The organism is Streptomyces brasiliensis (genome assembly GCF_014647875.1).
Classification (GTDB): Bacteria; Actinomycetota; Actinomycetes; order Streptomycetales; family Streptomycetaceae; genus Streptomyces; species Streptomyces brasiliensis.
In genome coordinates this window covers 193,447-207,589 of the sequence record NZ_BMQA01000001.1, presented here as the reverse complement: position 1 = coordinate 207,589, position 14,143 = coordinate 193,447, and the positions used below count along the sequence as shown (strand labels likewise).

Genomic DNA, 14,143 nt, shown 5'->3' with positions numbered 1-14,143 from the left:
CTCAGAGCAGCTGGTCGATGGTGATCGGCAGGGAGCGGATCCGGCGCCCGGTGGCGTGGCGGACCGCGTTGCCGATCGCCGCGGCCAGTCCGACGAGTCCGACCTCGCCGATTCCCTTGGTCCCTGTGGGAGTCGCGGGGTCGGGCCCGCCGACGAAGATCACGTCGAGGTCGGGGACGTCAGCGTTGACCGGCATGAGGTAGTCGCCGAAGGTCGCGTTGGCGATCCGCCCGGTGAGCGGGTCGGTGGCCGTCTCCTCGAACATCGCCTGGCTGATGCCGCCGACCGTGCCGCCGATGATCTGGCTGCGGGCGGTCTTCTCGTTGAGGATGCGCCCGCCGTCGATCGCGGAGAGCACCCGTGCCACCCGCAGCAGCCCGAGACCCGGATCGACGCGCACCTCGACGAACTTGGCACCGAAGGCACCGGCGGGGGCCATGCCCAGCTCCTCGGCCGCCGGGGGAGCGCTCCTGCCGTCGGCGCTCAGCTCCTCCAGACCGTGCCGGGCCAGCAACTCCGCGTAGGTCTCACCCCGTTCGGGGGCGTCGAGGCGATGGATGCGCCCGTCGGTGACGGTCACGTCGTCGAGCGCGGCGCCCCGCAGCGGCGACGCGGGGTCGTCGTGCACGATGTCGAGGAACTCCTGGATCAGCCGCCGGCACGCCGTGTGCACGGCCTCCGAGAGGGCTCTGGTCAGACCCGAGCCACCCGCGGGGGGCGCGTACGGCATGTCGGAGTCGCCGAGGTCGAACCGTACCAGGGTGACGTCGATCCCCAGCACATCGGCGGCCAGTTGGGTCATGACGGTGTAGGTGCCGGTCCCGATGTCGGTCGCCGCGCTGCGCACATACGCCGAGCCGTCGTGCCGTACGGACGCGCGGGCCTGGCACGGGACTTGGTAGAAGGGGTACGACACGCTCGCCATGCCGTATCCGACGAGCCACCCTCCGTCGCGCATCGAGCCGGGTTCCGGGGTGCGGCGCGACCAGCCGAACCGCTCGGCGCCCTGCAGGTAGCACTCCCGAAGTGCCTTGCTGGACCAGGGCAGTCCGAGGAGCGGGTGCTCGTCGGCGCAGTTGCGCAGCCGGATCTCCAGCGGGTCCATGCCGATGGCCTCGGCGACCTCGTCGATGGCGGACTCCAGGGCGAAGTTGCCCTGACTCTCGGCCGGCGCGCGCATGGAGCCCGGGCAGGGGATGTTCAGTCGCACCAGCCGGTCGCGCGTCCGCACGTTGGGGCAGGCGTAGGAGATGGACGAGCAGAGCGAGACGGGTTCGTAGTCCTCGTCGTCCATCGCGGCGGACGAGATGCCTTGGTGCTCGATCGCGACCAGGTCCCCCTCGCGGGTCGCACCGATCTTGATCTGCTGGACGCTGTTGGGCCGGTGTCCCACGGAGGTGAACATCTCGGGCCGCGTCAGCACCAGTTTGACCGGCCGCCGGACCTGACGGGCCGCGAGCACGGTGAGGACGACGTGCGGCCACACCCGCAGACCGGCGCCGAACGCGCCGCCGACGAACGGGGCGAGGACCCGGATGCCGCTCTCCGGGACCTTGAAGATCGCGGCCAGCGAGGCGCGTACGTTGTACGGCCACTGCGTCGAGTCGTGCACGGTGAGCGCGTCACCGTGCCAGGCCGCGACCGTCGTCATCAGGCCGAGCGGGTTGTTGGTGTTGTCGGGGGTCGTGTACGTCCCCTCGATCACCACGTCCGCCCGGGCCGACCCCGCGTCCACGTCGCCGCGTTCGGTGTCCAGACCCCAGGGATTCTCGACGATCTCGGCGCGGGGGTCGGCCACGTCCAGGAGCGGCTCGGTCGCCTCGTACCGTACGCGTACCAACCGTGCGGCGTGCCGTGCCTGTTCGGGGGTCTCGGCGATCACGATCCCGACGTGCTGGCCGTAGTGCAGCACGCGGTCGTCCTGGAGCGGTGCCGTCGGCGATGCGCCGAGCAGGGTCATGGGTCCGCGTTCCAGCTTCGGCGCGGTCAGATGCGTGACGACGTCGAGCACGCCCGGTGCCGCCACCGCCTTCGACACGTCGATGCCGGTGATGCGGCCCGCGGCGACGGTGCTGCCGACCAGGGCGGCGTGCACCATGCCGGGGAACGAGAAGTCGTTGGGGTACTGGGCCGCGCCGGTCACCTTCAGGGGAGCGTCCACGCGGTCGAGGCCGGCGCCGACGGTGCGGCCGGTTTCCAGAGTCGTCATGACGCCGCTCCTGCCACGGTCTCGAGGGTGCGCACGAGGGTGCGCTCGGCCAGCTCGACCTTGAACGCGGTGCCGGGCAGGGGCCGCGCGCCCACGAGGGCCGCCTCCGCCGCCGCGCCGAAGACGGCGGCTTCGGCCCGGGAGCCGCGCAGCACGTCCTCCGCGTCCCAGGCCCGCCACGGAATGGTGCCGACCCCGCCCAGCGCCACATGCGCCTCCTGGACGACGCCGTCCTCCATCACCAGCGCCACCCCGGCCGAGGTGAGCGCGAACTCGTACGAGACCCGGTCCCGGACCTTCAGGTAGTGCGAGCGCGCCGATTCGGGGAGCAGTGGGATGTCGACCGCGGTGATCAACTCGCCGTGCTTCAGCACGTTTTCCACGTCGGGTGTGTCGCCGGGCGGCAGATAGAACTGCGTCAGGGGAACGGACCGCATGCCCTCCCGGCCCAGGACGTGGACGACGGCGTCGAGCGCCACGAGCGGTACGGCGACGTCCGAGGCGTGCAGGGCGATGCACCGGTCGCTGGTGCCCAGGATCGCGTGCATACGCTGGATCCCGGTGATCGCGGCGCAACCGGAGCCAGGGGCCCGCTTGTTGCAGGCCGGAACCGCCGGGTCCCGGAAGTAGCGGCACCGGGTGCGCTGGAGCAGATTGCCGCCGATGGTCGCCATGTTGCGCAACTGCACCGAGGCACCGAGCAGCAGCGCCTCCCGCACGAACGGCAACCTGTCGCGGACGACGGGATCGGCGGCGAGTTCCTCCATCGTCGTGAGCGCGCCGACCCGGACCAGCGAGTCCGTGTGTGTGATGCCGCCCAGCGGCAGCCGCGTGATGTCGATCAGCCGCTCAGGTTCGAGCACCCCGTCCTTCATCAGGTCGAGCTGCGTGGTGCCGCCCGCGAGGAACGACGCCTCCGGATCGGCGGTGACGACGGCGACGGCCTGGTCGGTGTCGGTGGCCCTGAGGTAGTCGAAGGGATGCATGGTCAGCCCTCCGCCGCGATGTCGCGGATCGCGGCGCGGATGTTCGGATAGGCGCCGCAGCGGCAGAGGTTGCCGCTCATGAACTCGCGGATCTCCTCCTCCGAGCCCGCGCGCCCCTCCGCGATCAGCGAGACCGCCGACATGATCTGTCCCGGGGTGCAGTAGCCGCACTGGAACGCGTCGTGCCGGGCGAACGCCACCTGCATCGGGTGCAGTTCGTCGCCCGGGGACAAGGACTCCACCGTGGTGATCTCCCGTCCCTCGTACTGCGCCGCGAGCGCCAGACAGGACACCACTCGCTTGCCGTCGACGAGCACCGTGCAGGCTCCGCACGCTCCCTGGTCGCAGCCCTTCTTGGCCCCGGTCAGGCCCAGATGGTCGCGGAGCGCGTCGAGCAGCGTGACGCGCGTGTCGATCTGCAGACGACGGGGCATGCCGTTGACGCAGAGGGTGATCTCGACCTGAGGGGCTTCGTGCGGCGCGGTTCTGGGCGTGGCCGCCGGCTCCACGTGCTTCATGTCGCCTCAATTCGGATGTCATCGGATGTCATCGGAATGCAGGAGTGACAACCCGGCCGTTCGCACGGTGTGGACCCGCGGTCACACGGGGTTGCCGCGACCCGAATGTCCCGGTATCAGCACCTTGGCACGGCGTTTGTGCGAGGCAAGTCGATCTCGCAAATCTTAAGCGTTGACTTATATAAGCGACGAGTGGCATTGTCACCGACGTGCACGCATTCGATGTGCTGGGCGATCCCGTACGGCGCCGGATACTGGAGCTGCTGGCCGGGGGCGAGCAGTCCTCCGGCGAGATCAGCTCGGTGATACGGGCCGAGTTCGGGATCTCCCAGCCCGCCGTGTCGCAGCACCTCAGGGTGCTGCGCGAAACCGGCTTCGCGTCCGTGCGGGCCCAGGGCACCCGGCGGCTGTACGCCGTCGACTCCGAGCCCCTGCGCGAGGTCGACGCCTGGCTCGCCCGCTTCCGCGGCTTCTGGGAACAGCGCCTGGACGCGCTGGGCACGGAGCTGGCGCGCGGCAGGCGCGAGCGCCGCGAACGAGACAGCGACAAGGAAGATCACCCATGAGCGACATCGTCGACCGGATCAACGACATCCACCGTCGGGTGGGGCGCCGGACCGTGGCCGACGGCGAGGCCCGCACCGTCCTGCTGCGCCGCACCTACGACGCCCCCGCCGAGGACGTGTGGGACGCGTGCACGGACCCCGAGCGGATCGGCCGCTGGTTCCTGCCCGTGACCGGCGACCTGAAGCCGGGCGGCCGCTACCAGCTGCAGGGCAACGCCGGGGGCGAGATCCTCGAGTGCGAGCCGCCCGAGCGCCTCAAGGTCAGCTGGCTGATGGGCGAGGCCCCGGGCTTCAGCGAGGTCGAGGTGCGCCTCACGCCGGAGGGTGCCGAGCGGACCGTGTTCGAGCTGGAGCACGTCGCGGTCGTGCCGCCGGAGTTCTGGGACCAGTTCGGCCCCGGCGCGGTCGGCGTCGGCTGGGATCTGACCGTCCTCGGACTCGGCCTGTATCTCACCGGCAACGCGATCAGCCCGGCCGAGGCCGAGGCGTGGCAGGCCGGCGACGAGGCCCGCGCGGCGATGACCCGCAGCAGTGAGGCGTGGGGCGAGGCGTACGCGGCGTCGGGTGCGGACGAGGACGTGGTGGCCTCCGCGGTCACCGCAACGACGGGGTTCTACGTGCCGCCGAAGGAAGGCGAGTAGGAGGAGGGGTTCCGGGGCCCGGCCGGGCCCCGGAACGTCCTACGGCCGACCGGACGGACGGCCGTACGAGGGATCAGTCGTCCCCGTGGTCGTCGTCGCCCTGGTGGTGGAGGCCGGTCGCGGTGACCGCGCCGGTCCTCGCGTCCACGAGGACCTCGCGCTCCGTGCCTCCGGCATCGACCAGCTCCGCCTTCCAGACGGGATGGCCCGTCCGGCCCTCGAGCTCCACGGAGACGACCGTGCCCGCGACCGTCTTCACGGCCGTGTCGACGGCCTGCTTCACGTCTATCGTGGCGGTGCGCGCGAGGACGCGGTCGTCGTCCGAGGCGGTCGGGGCGGCCGAGGCGGCCGGCCTGGCCGGGGTCGCCGAGTCGTCCGTAGTCACCGAGTCGTCCGAGCCGTCGTGCCGGCGGCCGTCGTGCCGCCGGCCGCCGTGGTCGTCGTCGGACGCCCGGCTCGCGGTCACGTGCCCGTGGCCGGACCGGGCGCCGTCGCCCGCGAACGCGGCGGCCGTCGCGGCACCGGCGCCGCCGAGGGCGACGGCGGCCACGAGCAGGGTCGCCGCGGCGCGACGGCGGCCGTTCGGAGAGTGGTGGAAAGCCTTCATGGTGAGGTGGTTCCTTCCTGCGTTCCGCGAACGGGCCGCGGACGGCGCCGACTTGTCGGCCTGATGCGACCCACCATGCGAGCGCGCTCCTGAAGCCGGGCTGAAGGTTCCTGAAGATCGCTTCAGGGGGCGTCTGAGACGCTGTCCCCATGCGCCTGCTGATCGTGGAGGACGAGAAGCGCCTCGCCACCTCCCTCGCCCGCGGTCTGTCCGCCGAGGGGTATGTCGTCGACGTCGCCCACGACGGAGTCGACGGCCTGCATCTGGCGCGCGAGCGGGACTACGACCTGATCGTGCTCGACATCATGCTGCCCGGCCTGAACGGCTACCGGGTCTGCTCCCAGCTGCGCGCCGACGGCGACGAGACACCGATCCTGATGCTCACCGCGAAGGACGGCGAGTACGACGAGGCCGAGGGCCTGGACACCGGCGCGGACGACTACCTCACCAAGCCGTTCTCCTACGTCGTGCTCCAGGCCCGCATCCGCGCCCTGCTGCGCCGCCGTACCCGCGCCGGCGCCCTGGTGCTGCGGATCGGGGACCTCACCGTCGACCCGGACGCCCGGCGCGTCGAGCGGGCCGGCACCGAAATCTCCCTGACCGCACGGGAGTTCGCGGTCCTGGAACACCTCGCCCGGCACGCGGGACAGGTGGTCTCCAAGGCCGACATCCTCGCCGGCGTCTGGGACTTCGCCTACGACGGCGACCCCAACATCGTCGAGGTGTACGTCAGCGTCCTGCGCCGCAAGATCGACGTGCCCTTCGGGCGGCGGTCGATCAGGACCGTGCGCGGGGCGGGGTACCGGCTGGAACCGGGCGGCCGGGATGCCTAGACCCTTCGCTTCCGTACGGTCCCGCGCCGCGCTCGCCGCCACCCTCGTCGTGTGCGTCGCCCTGGTCGCGGCGGGCGTCGCCGTCGTCACGGTCCTGCGGCACAACCTCACGGACCGGGCGGGCCTCCAGTCCGAGATCACCGCCCGTACCGTGGCCGGCGCCCAGGACGCGCTGAACGGGGACTTCGGTGGCCTCGACCTGCCCGACGACGGCAGGCTGGTACAGGTCGTCGGTTCCGCGCACACGGTCCTCGCCGCCGGCGAGGACCTGCGCGGCCGGGCCGTCCTGACCGACTTCGCGCCCGCGCCCGCGCCCGACAACACTCCCGTCACCACCACCACCTCCGACCGGCACGGCGGCCGGGGTGGCGGCGACGACGATGACGCCGAGTACAGCAGCCCGCCACGCGGCAAGGTCGGCACCGACGTCGACCACCGCACCCTCACCGTCACGCTCGACGACGAGACCCACGACTACAGCTTCGCCGCCGTGCAGGGCACCACCTACGACGGCCGCACCTACACCGTCTACGCCGGCACGTCCCTGGCGGACGAGCAGGCCACGCTCGACCAGGTCACCCGGGCGATGCTGACCGGCCTGCCGTTCCTGCTCGTCGTGGTCGCCGCCGTGACCTGGGCGGTCACCCGGCGGGCGCTGCGGCCGGTGGAGGGCATCCGCGCGGAGATGGCCGAGATCACCGGCAGCGGCGACCTGGCCCGCCGCGTGCCCGAGCCCCGCTCCGGTGACGAGGTGGCCCGGCTCGCCCGCACCACGAACGAAACCCTCGCCGCGCTGCAGCGGTCCGTGGAACGCCGGCACCGCTTCGTCGCCGACGCCTCGCACGAACTGCGCAGCCCCATCGCCGCCCTGCGCACCCATCTCGAAGTGGCGGGCCAGCACCCCGAGTTGCTGGACACCACCGACCTGCTCCACGACGTCGTACGCCTCCAGCACCTGGCCACCGACCTGCTGCTGCTCGCCCGCCTCGACGCCGGGGAGCACCCCGCCGACACGCGGGTCGACCTGGCCGCGCTGGTGCGGGAGGAGGTGGCCGGGCGCGCCGTGGTCGAGCGCGTCGCCCCGATCGTCACGATCGACGACCCCGTGCCCGGGGTCCGGGGCAGCAGAAGCCGCCTCGCCCGCGTCCTGGGCAATCTGCTGGACAACGCCCAGCGGCACGCCGCGACAACCGTCAACGTCAGCCTCGTCGACGACGGCGACCACGTCGTCCTGACCGTCGCCGACGACGGCCACGGTGTCGAACCCGCCGACCGGGAGCGGATCTTCGAGCGTTTCGTCCGCCTCGACGAGGCCCGCAGCCGTGACGACGGCGGCGCGGGCCTGGGCCTGGCCATCGCCCGCGACGTCGTGCAGCGCCACGGCGGGACACTCACCGTCGGCGAGGCACCCGGCGGCGGAGCGAGCTTCCGGATACGTCTGCCCCGGGCCGGGTGAGCCCCGCGGCCGTCAGAAGTTGATCATGTGGTCCGCGAGCCCGTGGACGGCCTCCTTGACCGCCTCGCCGAGGGTCGGATGGGCGTGCACGTTGCGGGCGACCTCGTGGACGGTCAGGTCCCAGCGCTGGGCCAGGGTCAGCTCCGGCAGCAGTTCGGTGACGTCCGGGCCGATGAGGTGGCCGCCGATCAGCTCGCCGTACTTCGCGTCGCTGATCAGCTTCACGAAGCCGGTCGTGTCGCCCAGGCCGTGCGACTTGCCGTTCGCGGTGAAGGGGAACTTCGCCACCTTCACGTCGTAACCGAGGTCCCGGGCCTGGGCCTCGGTGTAGCCGAAGCTGGCGACCTGCGGCTGGCAGTACGTGGCCCGCGGGACCATCACGTACTCCAGTTCCATCGTCTCCGCGTCGGCGATGGTCTCCGCGGCGACCACGCCCATCGCCTCGGCGGCGTGCGCGAGCATCAGCTTCGCGGTCACGTCCCCGATCGCGAAGATGTGCGGTACGGAGGTGCGGCACCGGCCGTCCACCTCGATCGCGCCGCGCTCGGTGAGCGCGACACCGGTGTCGTCCAGCCCGTAGCCGGTGACGTTCGGGGCGAAGCCGAGCGCCTGGAGCACCTTGTCGGCCTCCAGGACCCGCTGCCTGCCGTCCGGCCCGGCGACCGTCACCCGGACCTGCGGCCCGGACTCGTCGATCCCGTCGACCCGGGTGGAGGTGAGCACGTCGATGCCGAGCCTGCGGTACTGCTTGGCCAGCTCGGCGGAGACCTCGGCGTCCTCCAGCGGGGCGACACGGTCCATGAACTCGACGAGGGTCACCCGCACGCCGTAGTGGTGCAGGACGTAGGCGAATTCGATGCCGATGGCGCCGGCGCCCGCGATGACGATCGACTCCGGCAGGTCCTCGGCGAGGATCTGCTCCTCGTACGTCACGACGCGCGCGCTGCGCTTGGTCCCGGGCAGCAGCTTGGGCGTGGCGCCGGTGGCGATGATGCAGTGGTCGAAGCCGATGACGCGCGTCGAGCCGTCGTAGCCCGCGACCTGGAGCGAGTGCGGGTCGAGGAAGGTGCCGTGGCCGTCGATCTCGGTGATCTTGTTCTTCTTCATCAGGAAGTGGACGCCCTTGACGCGGCCGTCGGCCACCCGCCGGCTGCGCCGGAACGCCTCGCCGTAGTCGAAGGACACTTCCCCGTCGACCCTGATGCCGAAGGTCTTCGCCTCCCGCGTGAAGATGTGCGCCAACTCGGCGTTGCGCAACAGGGCCTTGGTCGGGATGCATCCCACGTTCAGGCAGACGCCGCCCCAGTACTTCTCCTCGACGACCGCGACCCGCTTGCCCAGCTGGGCGGCGCGGATCGCGGCGACGTAGCCGCCGGGACCGGCGCCGAGGACCACGACGTCGAAGTGCTCGTCCTGTTCGATCACCATCGCTGGCGTTCCCTCCGGAGCGTGCCGCCGGCGAGGGTCGCCGAAGGCGCTTGATCCCAGTCTGGGACCGGAGGCGGCGGACCGCGAGGGCGGCACACGTGTCGTGCGCCACGCGGGAAGGTCCCCTGCGCAAGGGACTTGACGAACTCGCCGGTGGTCACGATCGCGTGGGCGTGAGTGGGTGCGTTGATCTCGAACGTCGCGTGCATCTCCTCGGGACGTCAGGCGGCGATGGCGTCCCGGACGAGGGTGACGTGGTAGACGAGTTCCTGGCCGAAGCGGGCCGTGGTGTCGATGCAGGTGTCGGCCCGCATGCCGATCAGCGCGAGGCGCCGGACCCGGTGCTGTTCGAGCCGGAGGTCGAGATCGGTGTGGGCGAATCCGCTGGACGACAACGCGCGGATGCCGGCCGCGCGGGTCGGCCACAGCTTCCCGCCCTCGGACAGGAAGACGGTGCAGGGATCGACGCCGAGGAGTGCGGTGTGATCGCTGTCGTAGCCCTCGGTCGTCGTGACCGTCACCTCGGTTCTGTCGGGCCGGACGCCGGCGGCGGTGCACGGCCGCAGCGCGGGACGGTCCCTCCTGAAGATCCACGGTACGCCGTGCCCGGGCGAATGCCCTGGTGAACACAGACGAGCTTCAACTGCGGGTCCCCGCGATCGAGATGGTGTGCGAGACTTCGGTGATCACTGGTCTGTCCGGTCAACTCGTGCGACGGAGCCCGCTATGACGCCTGCTACCCCCCGGCCTCGGAAGATCGATACGAGCAAGGCGCATCCCGCGAGGGTCTACGACTGGTTGCTGGGCGGCAAGGACAACTACCCCGTCGACGAGGCGGTGGGCGAGAAGCTGCCGGCCGAGGCCCGGGACGCCGCCCGGCAGAACCGGGAGTTCATGCATCGCGCGGCGGCCTGGCTGGCGACGCAGGGCATCGACCAGTTCCTCGACATCGGCACCGGCATCCCCACCGAACCGAACCTGCACCAGATCGTCCAGCGCGTCGTGCCGACCGCGAAGGTCGTCTACACGGACAACGACCCGATCGTGCTGGCCCACGCGGAGGCGCTGCTGATCAGCCGACCCGAGGGCGCCACCGACTACATCGAGGCCGATGTCCGTGACCCCGGGCAGATACTCGAGCACGCCCAGGGTGTCCTCGACTTCGAGCGGCCGATCGCGATGTCACTGATCGCGCTGATGCACTTCATCCCCGAGGAGCAGAAGCCGTACGACATCGTCCGCAACCTGATCGACGCCCTACCCTCGGGCAGTTACCTCGTCCTCTCCCACGCCGCCTCGGACCTCTACCCGGAGCTGGCGCAGCAGGTGACGGAGGAGTACGCCAAGGGCGGTATCCGCCTCGGCTTCCGCACTCGCGCCGAGGTCGTCCGCTTCTTCGACGGACTGGACCTCGTGGACCCGGGCGTGGTGACCTCGACGGAGTGGTTCAAGGCGACGCCGGCCCCCACGCCCGAGGGCAGCGGTATCTACGCGGGTGTGGCCCGGATTCCCTGACGGACGCCCGGTACACCATCCGCTCTCACTCCTTGACGGCTCCCGCGTTGGCCCCGCTCACGAAGTACCGCTGGAAGCAGAAGAACAGCGCGGCCACCGGAAGCGTCGACAGCAGGGCGGCGGCGAGTTTGAGCGGGTACTGGGTGCCGCCGCCCAGGCCGCCCGACACGAACCGGGCGAGACCGGTGGTGAGGGTCTCGTACCGGCTGGACTGGGTGGCCACCAGGAAGTGCGTGAACTCGTTCCACGAACCCTGGAACGACAGGATCGTCAGGGTGATCAGGGCGGGCCGGGCCATCGGCAGGACCACGGACCAGAAGGTGCGGAAGACGCCCGCGCCGTCCACCCGCGCGGCCTCCTCGACCTCCCGTGGAACCGACTCGAAGAACTGCTTCATGATGAAGATCCCCGCCGCGTCCACAAGCAGCGGCAGGATCATGCCGGTGTAGGTGTCGAACAGCCCGAAAGTGTTCAGGACCAGGAACTTCGGGATGAGCAGCGCCACGCCCGGAACCGCCATGACCGCGAGGACGAAGGCGAACAGCAGGGAGCGGCCGGGGAAGCGCAGCCGGGCCAGCGCGTACCCGGCCATCGAGTCGAACAGCACGCGCCCCGCCGTCACCAGCACGGCGACGAGGGCGGAGTTGCCCAGCCAGCGCAGGAACGGCACGCCGTCACCGGCCCGGCTCAGTCCGAACAGCCGCTGGTAGGCGGCGGTCGTGGGGGTGACCGGCAACAGCCCGAGTGGGTGCGCGGCCGCGTCGGGGTCGGTCTTGAAGCCGGTCACCAGCTGGAGGACGAACGGCAGCACGTACAGCAGACCGAGTCCGGCCACCAGCGCGTAGCCGAGCAGGCGCCACGGCAGGGCGAAGCGGCCGAGCACCGGACGTCCCTGCGTCCGGACGGTCCGGGCGTGCGCGGTCATCGGGTCCTCCCGGGGCGGGCGTCGCGCTCGCGCAGCGCCCAGCGCTGCAGCGCGGTCAGGCACAGGATCAGGGCGAGCAGGATGAAGGCGATGGCCGCGCCCTGCCCGAAGTCGGCGTCGTCGAAGGCCGACGAGTACGACAGGAAGGCCGGCGTCAGGGTCGTGTTGCCGGGCGCTCCCTGGCCCATCACATATACCTGGTCGAAGACCTGCCAGGTGGAGATCAGGCCCAGGGTGAGGACGAGGAACAGCACCGGCCGCAGCTGGGGCAGGGTGATGTGCCGCAGCATCTGGAAGCGGCCCGCGCCCTCCAGCGCCGCCGACTCCTCCAGCTCGCGCGGGATGTCCTGGAGGGCCGCGAGGAAGATCAGCATGAAGGTGCCGGAGGTCGTCCACACGGCGAGCAGGATGATCGTACACATGGCCACGGACGGCCCCGACAGCCACTGGTACCAGGAGAGGCCCAGGAGGGAGTGGTCGGCCAGCGGGCCCGAGGGATGGTCGGGATCGACGACACCGAGCGCGCCGAGCAGCAGGGACAGTACCCCGCGCGGGTCGGCGAACCAGTTCGGCCCCTTCACCCCGATCCACGACAGCAGCGAGTTGACGGCTCCGCTGCCCTGGAAGAGGAACAGGAAGACCGTGGAGACCGCGATCGAGCTGGTGACCGACGGGAAGAAGAACGCGGTCCGCAGCGCGCTCCGGGCGCGCAGCAGCCGCTGGTTGACGACGAGCGCCAGCACCAGTGCCACGCCGGTCTGCAGGGGCACGGTCAGCAGCACGTAGTAGGCGTTGTTGCGCAGCGATGTCACGAACAGCGTGCGGTCGAGGCCGTCCTCGGTCAGCAGGGACCGGTAGTTGTCCAGGCCCACGAACTCGGCCTGCCCGCCGAAGGGGTTGGACCGGCCGTCCCAGTGCAGCAGGCTCACCCACAGCGCCATCAGGATCGGCAGCATGAGGAACAGACCGAGGACGAGCACCATGGGGCTGACGAACAGCCAGCCCCAGGCGCTCTCGTCGCGGCGGCGCCCCGCGCGCGGGGTACGGGGTGCGCGGGGCGCCGCGGTGGGACCGGACCCGCCGGGCGCGTCAGGTGCGCCCGGTGAGCCGGCCGACGGGGGGAGCGCCGCGGCCGGTGGCCCCGAAGCGCTCGGGGCCCGGCGTGCGGAACGGGTCGTACGGAAGGACATGGCGGCTCAGTCGCCCTTCGCCAGCGCCTGCTCGCCGTTGCGCTGGAGCGCGGCCAGGATCGTCTTCGGGTCGGTCGTCCGCAGCGTCTGCAGATCGGTGTTGAACTGTCCGAGCACCTTGTCGAACCCGGCTATCGTCACCGGGCCCTGTGCATAGGCGGCGGAGTCGACCCACGCCTTGGCGTCCGGCTCCTGCTGCGCGTACGTGGTCAGGGCACTGGTGCGCGACGGCATCACACCGAACGCGTCGGCGAACTTCAGCTGCTGCCCGGCCGAACTGAGGTACTTCACCAGATCCACGGCCGCCGTGCGGTGCGCGCTCTCGGCCGCCACGCCCCAGCAGGTGCTGAACGCGAGCGTGCCCTTGCCGGCCGGACCGGCCGGCAGCTCCACCATCTTGTACTTGACGTCGGGGTAGTCGAGTTTCATCGCCCCGGTCAGCCAGTTGCCCTCGATCGTCATGGCCGCCTTGCCCTTGCCGAGGGCCTCGCCGCCCCAACTGGTGTCGACCTGCTGGGCGTACTTGAGGTCACCGGACCCCAGCAACGACCGTACGAAGTCCAGTCCTTGGGCGTTCTGCGCACTGTCGGCGGTCATCTTCGTCTGCGGGGCGTCGGTGACCCAGCCGCCCGCCTGCTTCATGAACACACCGAGCCGCTGGTACTCGTTCGTGGTGACCAGCCCGGTGACCCCGCCGCCGGTGAGCTTGCCCGCGACCCGCTTCAACCCGGCCCAGGTGGTGGGGTAGTCCCGGTCCGTCAGCCCGGCCTTGCGCCACAGATCGGTGTTGATCGCGAGCGCCAGTGTGGAGCTGTCCTTCGGCAGGCACATGAGCTTGCCGTCGTAGGTGAAGGAGGCGCGCAGCTGCGCGGAGAAGTCGTCGGCGTCCTTGATCCCGGCGCCGTACGCGTACAGCGAGCCCGCCTTCGCGTAGTTGGCGAACTGGTCGGAGTTGACGTAGAAGACGTCCGGCGGCTTGTGCCCCGCGAAGGCCTGGGCCAGCTGCTGGTTCATGTCCTTGGCGACGTCCACCGTCACCGTGTTGCCGGACTCCTTCTGGTACGCGGCCGCCGCGTCCTTGACGGCCTTGGTCTCGGCGTCTCCCGACGTGGCGATGAGGACGGTCAGATGCTGCTTGGCCGCGGTGTCCTGCTTCGTCTTCTCGCTGTCGCCGAAACTCGACGAGCAGCCGGTGGCGGCCAGCAGTGCCGCACAGGTGACGAGGGCGGCGGCGGCCGTGCGGGTGGTCATGCTTTCCTCCGGGGACTC

Annotated in this window: 14 protein-coding genes; 5 read left to right on the top strand and 9 right to left on the bottom strand. The window is 71.0% G+C overall.

Annotated elements, in window-relative coordinates:
* Nucleotide 1: 1 nt before the first annotated feature.
* The 3 genes from IEZ19_RS00965 to IEZ19_RS00955 are packed head-to-tail and all read right to left on the bottom strand — an operon-like array spanning nucleotide 2 to nucleotide 3,713.
* Nucleotides 2–2,209, bottom strand: coding sequence for a xanthine dehydrogenase family protein molybdopterin-binding subunit (locus IEZ19_RS00965; protein WP_189309010.1), 2,208 nt, complete (start codon nucleotides 2,207–2,209; stop codon nucleotides 2–4).
* Entirely contained in the window at nucleotides 2,206–3,195 is a 990-nt protein-coding gene (locus IEZ19_RS00960) for an FAD binding domain-containing protein (RefSeq protein WP_189309009.1), read from the bottom strand. Before IEZ19_RS00960 ends, IEZ19_RS00965 begins: the two co-directional genes overlap by 4 nt.
* Before the next feature lie 2 nt (nucleotides 3,196–3,197).
* A complete protein-coding gene (locus IEZ19_RS00955) occupies nucleotides 3,198–3,713 on the bottom strand; it encodes a (2Fe-2S)-binding protein (protein ID WP_189309008.1) in 516 nt (171 codons plus the stop codon).
* A gap of 209 nt (nucleotides 3,714–3,922) precedes the next feature.
* On the opposite strand from IEZ19_RS00955, the gene IEZ19_RS00950 reads away from it, so the two are divergent.
* Nucleotides 3,923–4,279, top strand: a complete 357-nt coding sequence (locus tag IEZ19_RS00950) for an ArsR/SmtB family transcription factor (RefSeq protein WP_189309007.1) — start codon at nucleotides 3,923–3,925, stop codon at nucleotides 4,277–4,279.
* Nucleotides 4,276–4,920, top strand: a complete 645-nt coding sequence (locus IEZ19_RS00945) for an SRPBCC family protein (protein WP_189309006.1) — start codon at nucleotides 4,276–4,278, stop codon at nucleotides 4,918–4,920. Before IEZ19_RS00950 ends, IEZ19_RS00945 begins: the two co-directional genes overlap by 4 nt.
* A gap of 73 nt (nucleotides 4,921–4,993) precedes the next feature.
* Here IEZ19_RS00945 and IEZ19_RS00940 read toward each other — a convergent pair whose 3' ends face one another.
* Complete coding sequence (locus tag IEZ19_RS00940) at nucleotides 4,994–5,527, bottom strand: PepSY domain-containing protein (RefSeq protein WP_189309005.1); 534 nt, start codon at nucleotides 5,525–5,527, stop codon at nucleotides 4,994–4,996.
* A gap of 149 nt (nucleotides 5,528–5,676) precedes the next feature.
* Between IEZ19_RS00940 and IEZ19_RS00935 the strand changes: the two genes are divergently transcribed.
* A complete protein-coding gene (locus tag IEZ19_RS00935) occupies nucleotides 5,677–6,360 on the top strand; it encodes a response regulator (protein WP_189309004.1) in 684 nt (227 codons plus the stop codon).
* Complete coding sequence (locus IEZ19_RS00930) at nucleotides 6,353–7,816, top strand: sensor histidine kinase (protein ID WP_189309003.1); 1,464 nt, start codon at nucleotides 6,353–6,355, stop codon at nucleotides 7,814–7,816. The genes IEZ19_RS00935 and IEZ19_RS00930 overlap by 8 nt, the downstream gene beginning before the upstream one ends.
* A 12-nt stretch (nucleotides 7,817–7,828) precedes the next feature.
* Here the strand turns inward: IEZ19_RS00930 and lpdA are convergent, their stop codons facing one another.
* Both lpdA and IEZ19_RS50285 read right to left on the bottom strand, forming a co-directional pair.
* Nucleotides 7,829–9,241: a dihydrolipoyl dehydrogenase gene (gene lpdA, locus IEZ19_RS00925; protein WP_189309471.1), complete on the bottom strand. Its 1,413-nt coding sequence runs from the start codon at nucleotides 9,239–9,241 to the stop codon at nucleotides 7,829–7,831.
* A 224-nt stretch (nucleotides 9,242–9,465) separates the two neighbouring features.
* Complete coding sequence (locus tag IEZ19_RS50285; protein WP_229839844.1) at nucleotides 9,466–9,765, bottom strand: isochorismatase family protein; 300 nt, start codon at nucleotides 9,763–9,765, stop codon at nucleotides 9,466–9,468.
* A gap of 205 nt (nucleotides 9,766–9,970) precedes the next feature.
* On the opposite strand from IEZ19_RS50285, the gene IEZ19_RS00915 reads away from it, so the two are divergent.
* Complete coding sequence (locus IEZ19_RS00915; RefSeq protein WP_189309002.1) at nucleotides 9,971–10,759, top strand: SAM-dependent methyltransferase; 789 nt, start codon at nucleotides 9,971–9,973, stop codon at nucleotides 10,757–10,759.
* A gap of 25 nt (nucleotides 10,760–10,784) precedes the next feature.
* Here IEZ19_RS00915 and IEZ19_RS00910 read toward each other — a convergent pair whose 3' ends face one another.
* The 3 genes from IEZ19_RS00910 to IEZ19_RS00900 form a co-directional block, all read right to left on the bottom strand.
* Nucleotides 10,785–11,684: a carbohydrate ABC transporter permease gene (locus tag IEZ19_RS00910; RefSeq protein ID WP_189309001.1), complete on the bottom strand. Its 900-nt coding sequence runs from the start codon at nucleotides 11,682–11,684 to the stop codon at nucleotides 10,785–10,787.
* Nucleotides 11,681–12,667 (bottom strand): carbohydrate ABC transporter permease, encoded by a 987-nt coding sequence (locus tag IEZ19_RS00905; RefSeq protein WP_189309470.1) that lies wholly within the window; start codon nucleotides 12,665–12,667, stop codon nucleotides 11,681–11,683. The genes IEZ19_RS00910 and IEZ19_RS00905 overlap by 4 nt, the downstream gene beginning before the upstream one ends.
* A 213-nt stretch (nucleotides 12,668–12,880) precedes the next feature.
* Nucleotides 12,881–14,125, bottom strand: a complete 1,245-nt coding sequence (locus IEZ19_RS00900) for a sugar ABC transporter substrate-binding protein (RefSeq protein WP_189309000.1) — start codon at nucleotides 14,123–14,125, stop codon at nucleotides 12,881–12,883.
* Nucleotides 14,126–14,143: the final 18 nt, after the last annotated feature.

Coding starts and splice junctions, on each gene's coding strand:
- IEZ19_RS00965 (WP_189309010.1), bottom strand. CDS start 2,209: ATGACGACTCTGGAAACCGGCCGCACCGTCGGCGCCGGCCTCGACCGC.
- IEZ19_RS00960 (WP_189309009.1), bottom strand. CDS start 3,195: ATGCATCCCTTCGACTACCTCAGGGCCACCGACACCGACCAGGCCGTC.
- IEZ19_RS00955 (WP_189309008.1), bottom strand. CDS start 3,713: ATGAAGCACGTGGAGCCGGCGGCCACGCCCAGAACCGCGCCGCACGAA.
- IEZ19_RS00945 (WP_189309006.1), top strand. CDS start 4,276: ATGAGCGACATCGTCGACCGGATCAACGACATCCACCGTCGGGTGGGG.
- IEZ19_RS00940 (WP_189309005.1), bottom strand. CDS start 5,527: ATGAAGGCTTTCCACCACTCTCCGAACGGCCGCCGTCGCGCCGCGGCG.
- IEZ19_RS00935 (WP_189309004.1), top strand. CDS start 5,677: ATGCGCCTGCTGATCGTGGAGGACGAGAAGCGCCTCGCCACCTCCCTC.
- IEZ19_RS00930 (WP_189309003.1), top strand. CDS start 6,353: ATGCCTAGACCCTTCGCTTCCGTACGGTCCCGCGCCGCGCTCGCCGCC.
- IEZ19_RS00915 (WP_189309002.1), top strand. CDS start 9,971: ATGACGCCTGCTACCCCCCGGCCTCGGAAGATCGATACGAGCAAGGCG.
- IEZ19_RS00910 (WP_189309001.1), bottom strand. CDS start 11,684: ATGACCGCGCACGCCCGGACCGTCCGGACGCAGGGACGTCCGGTGCTC.
- IEZ19_RS00905 (WP_189309470.1), bottom strand. CDS start 12,667: ATGGTGCTCGTCCTCGGTCTGTTCCTCATGCTGCCGATCCTGATGGCG.
- IEZ19_RS00900 (WP_189309000.1), bottom strand. CDS start 14,125: ATGACCACCCGCACGGCCGCCGCCGCCCTCGTCACCTGTGCGGCACTG.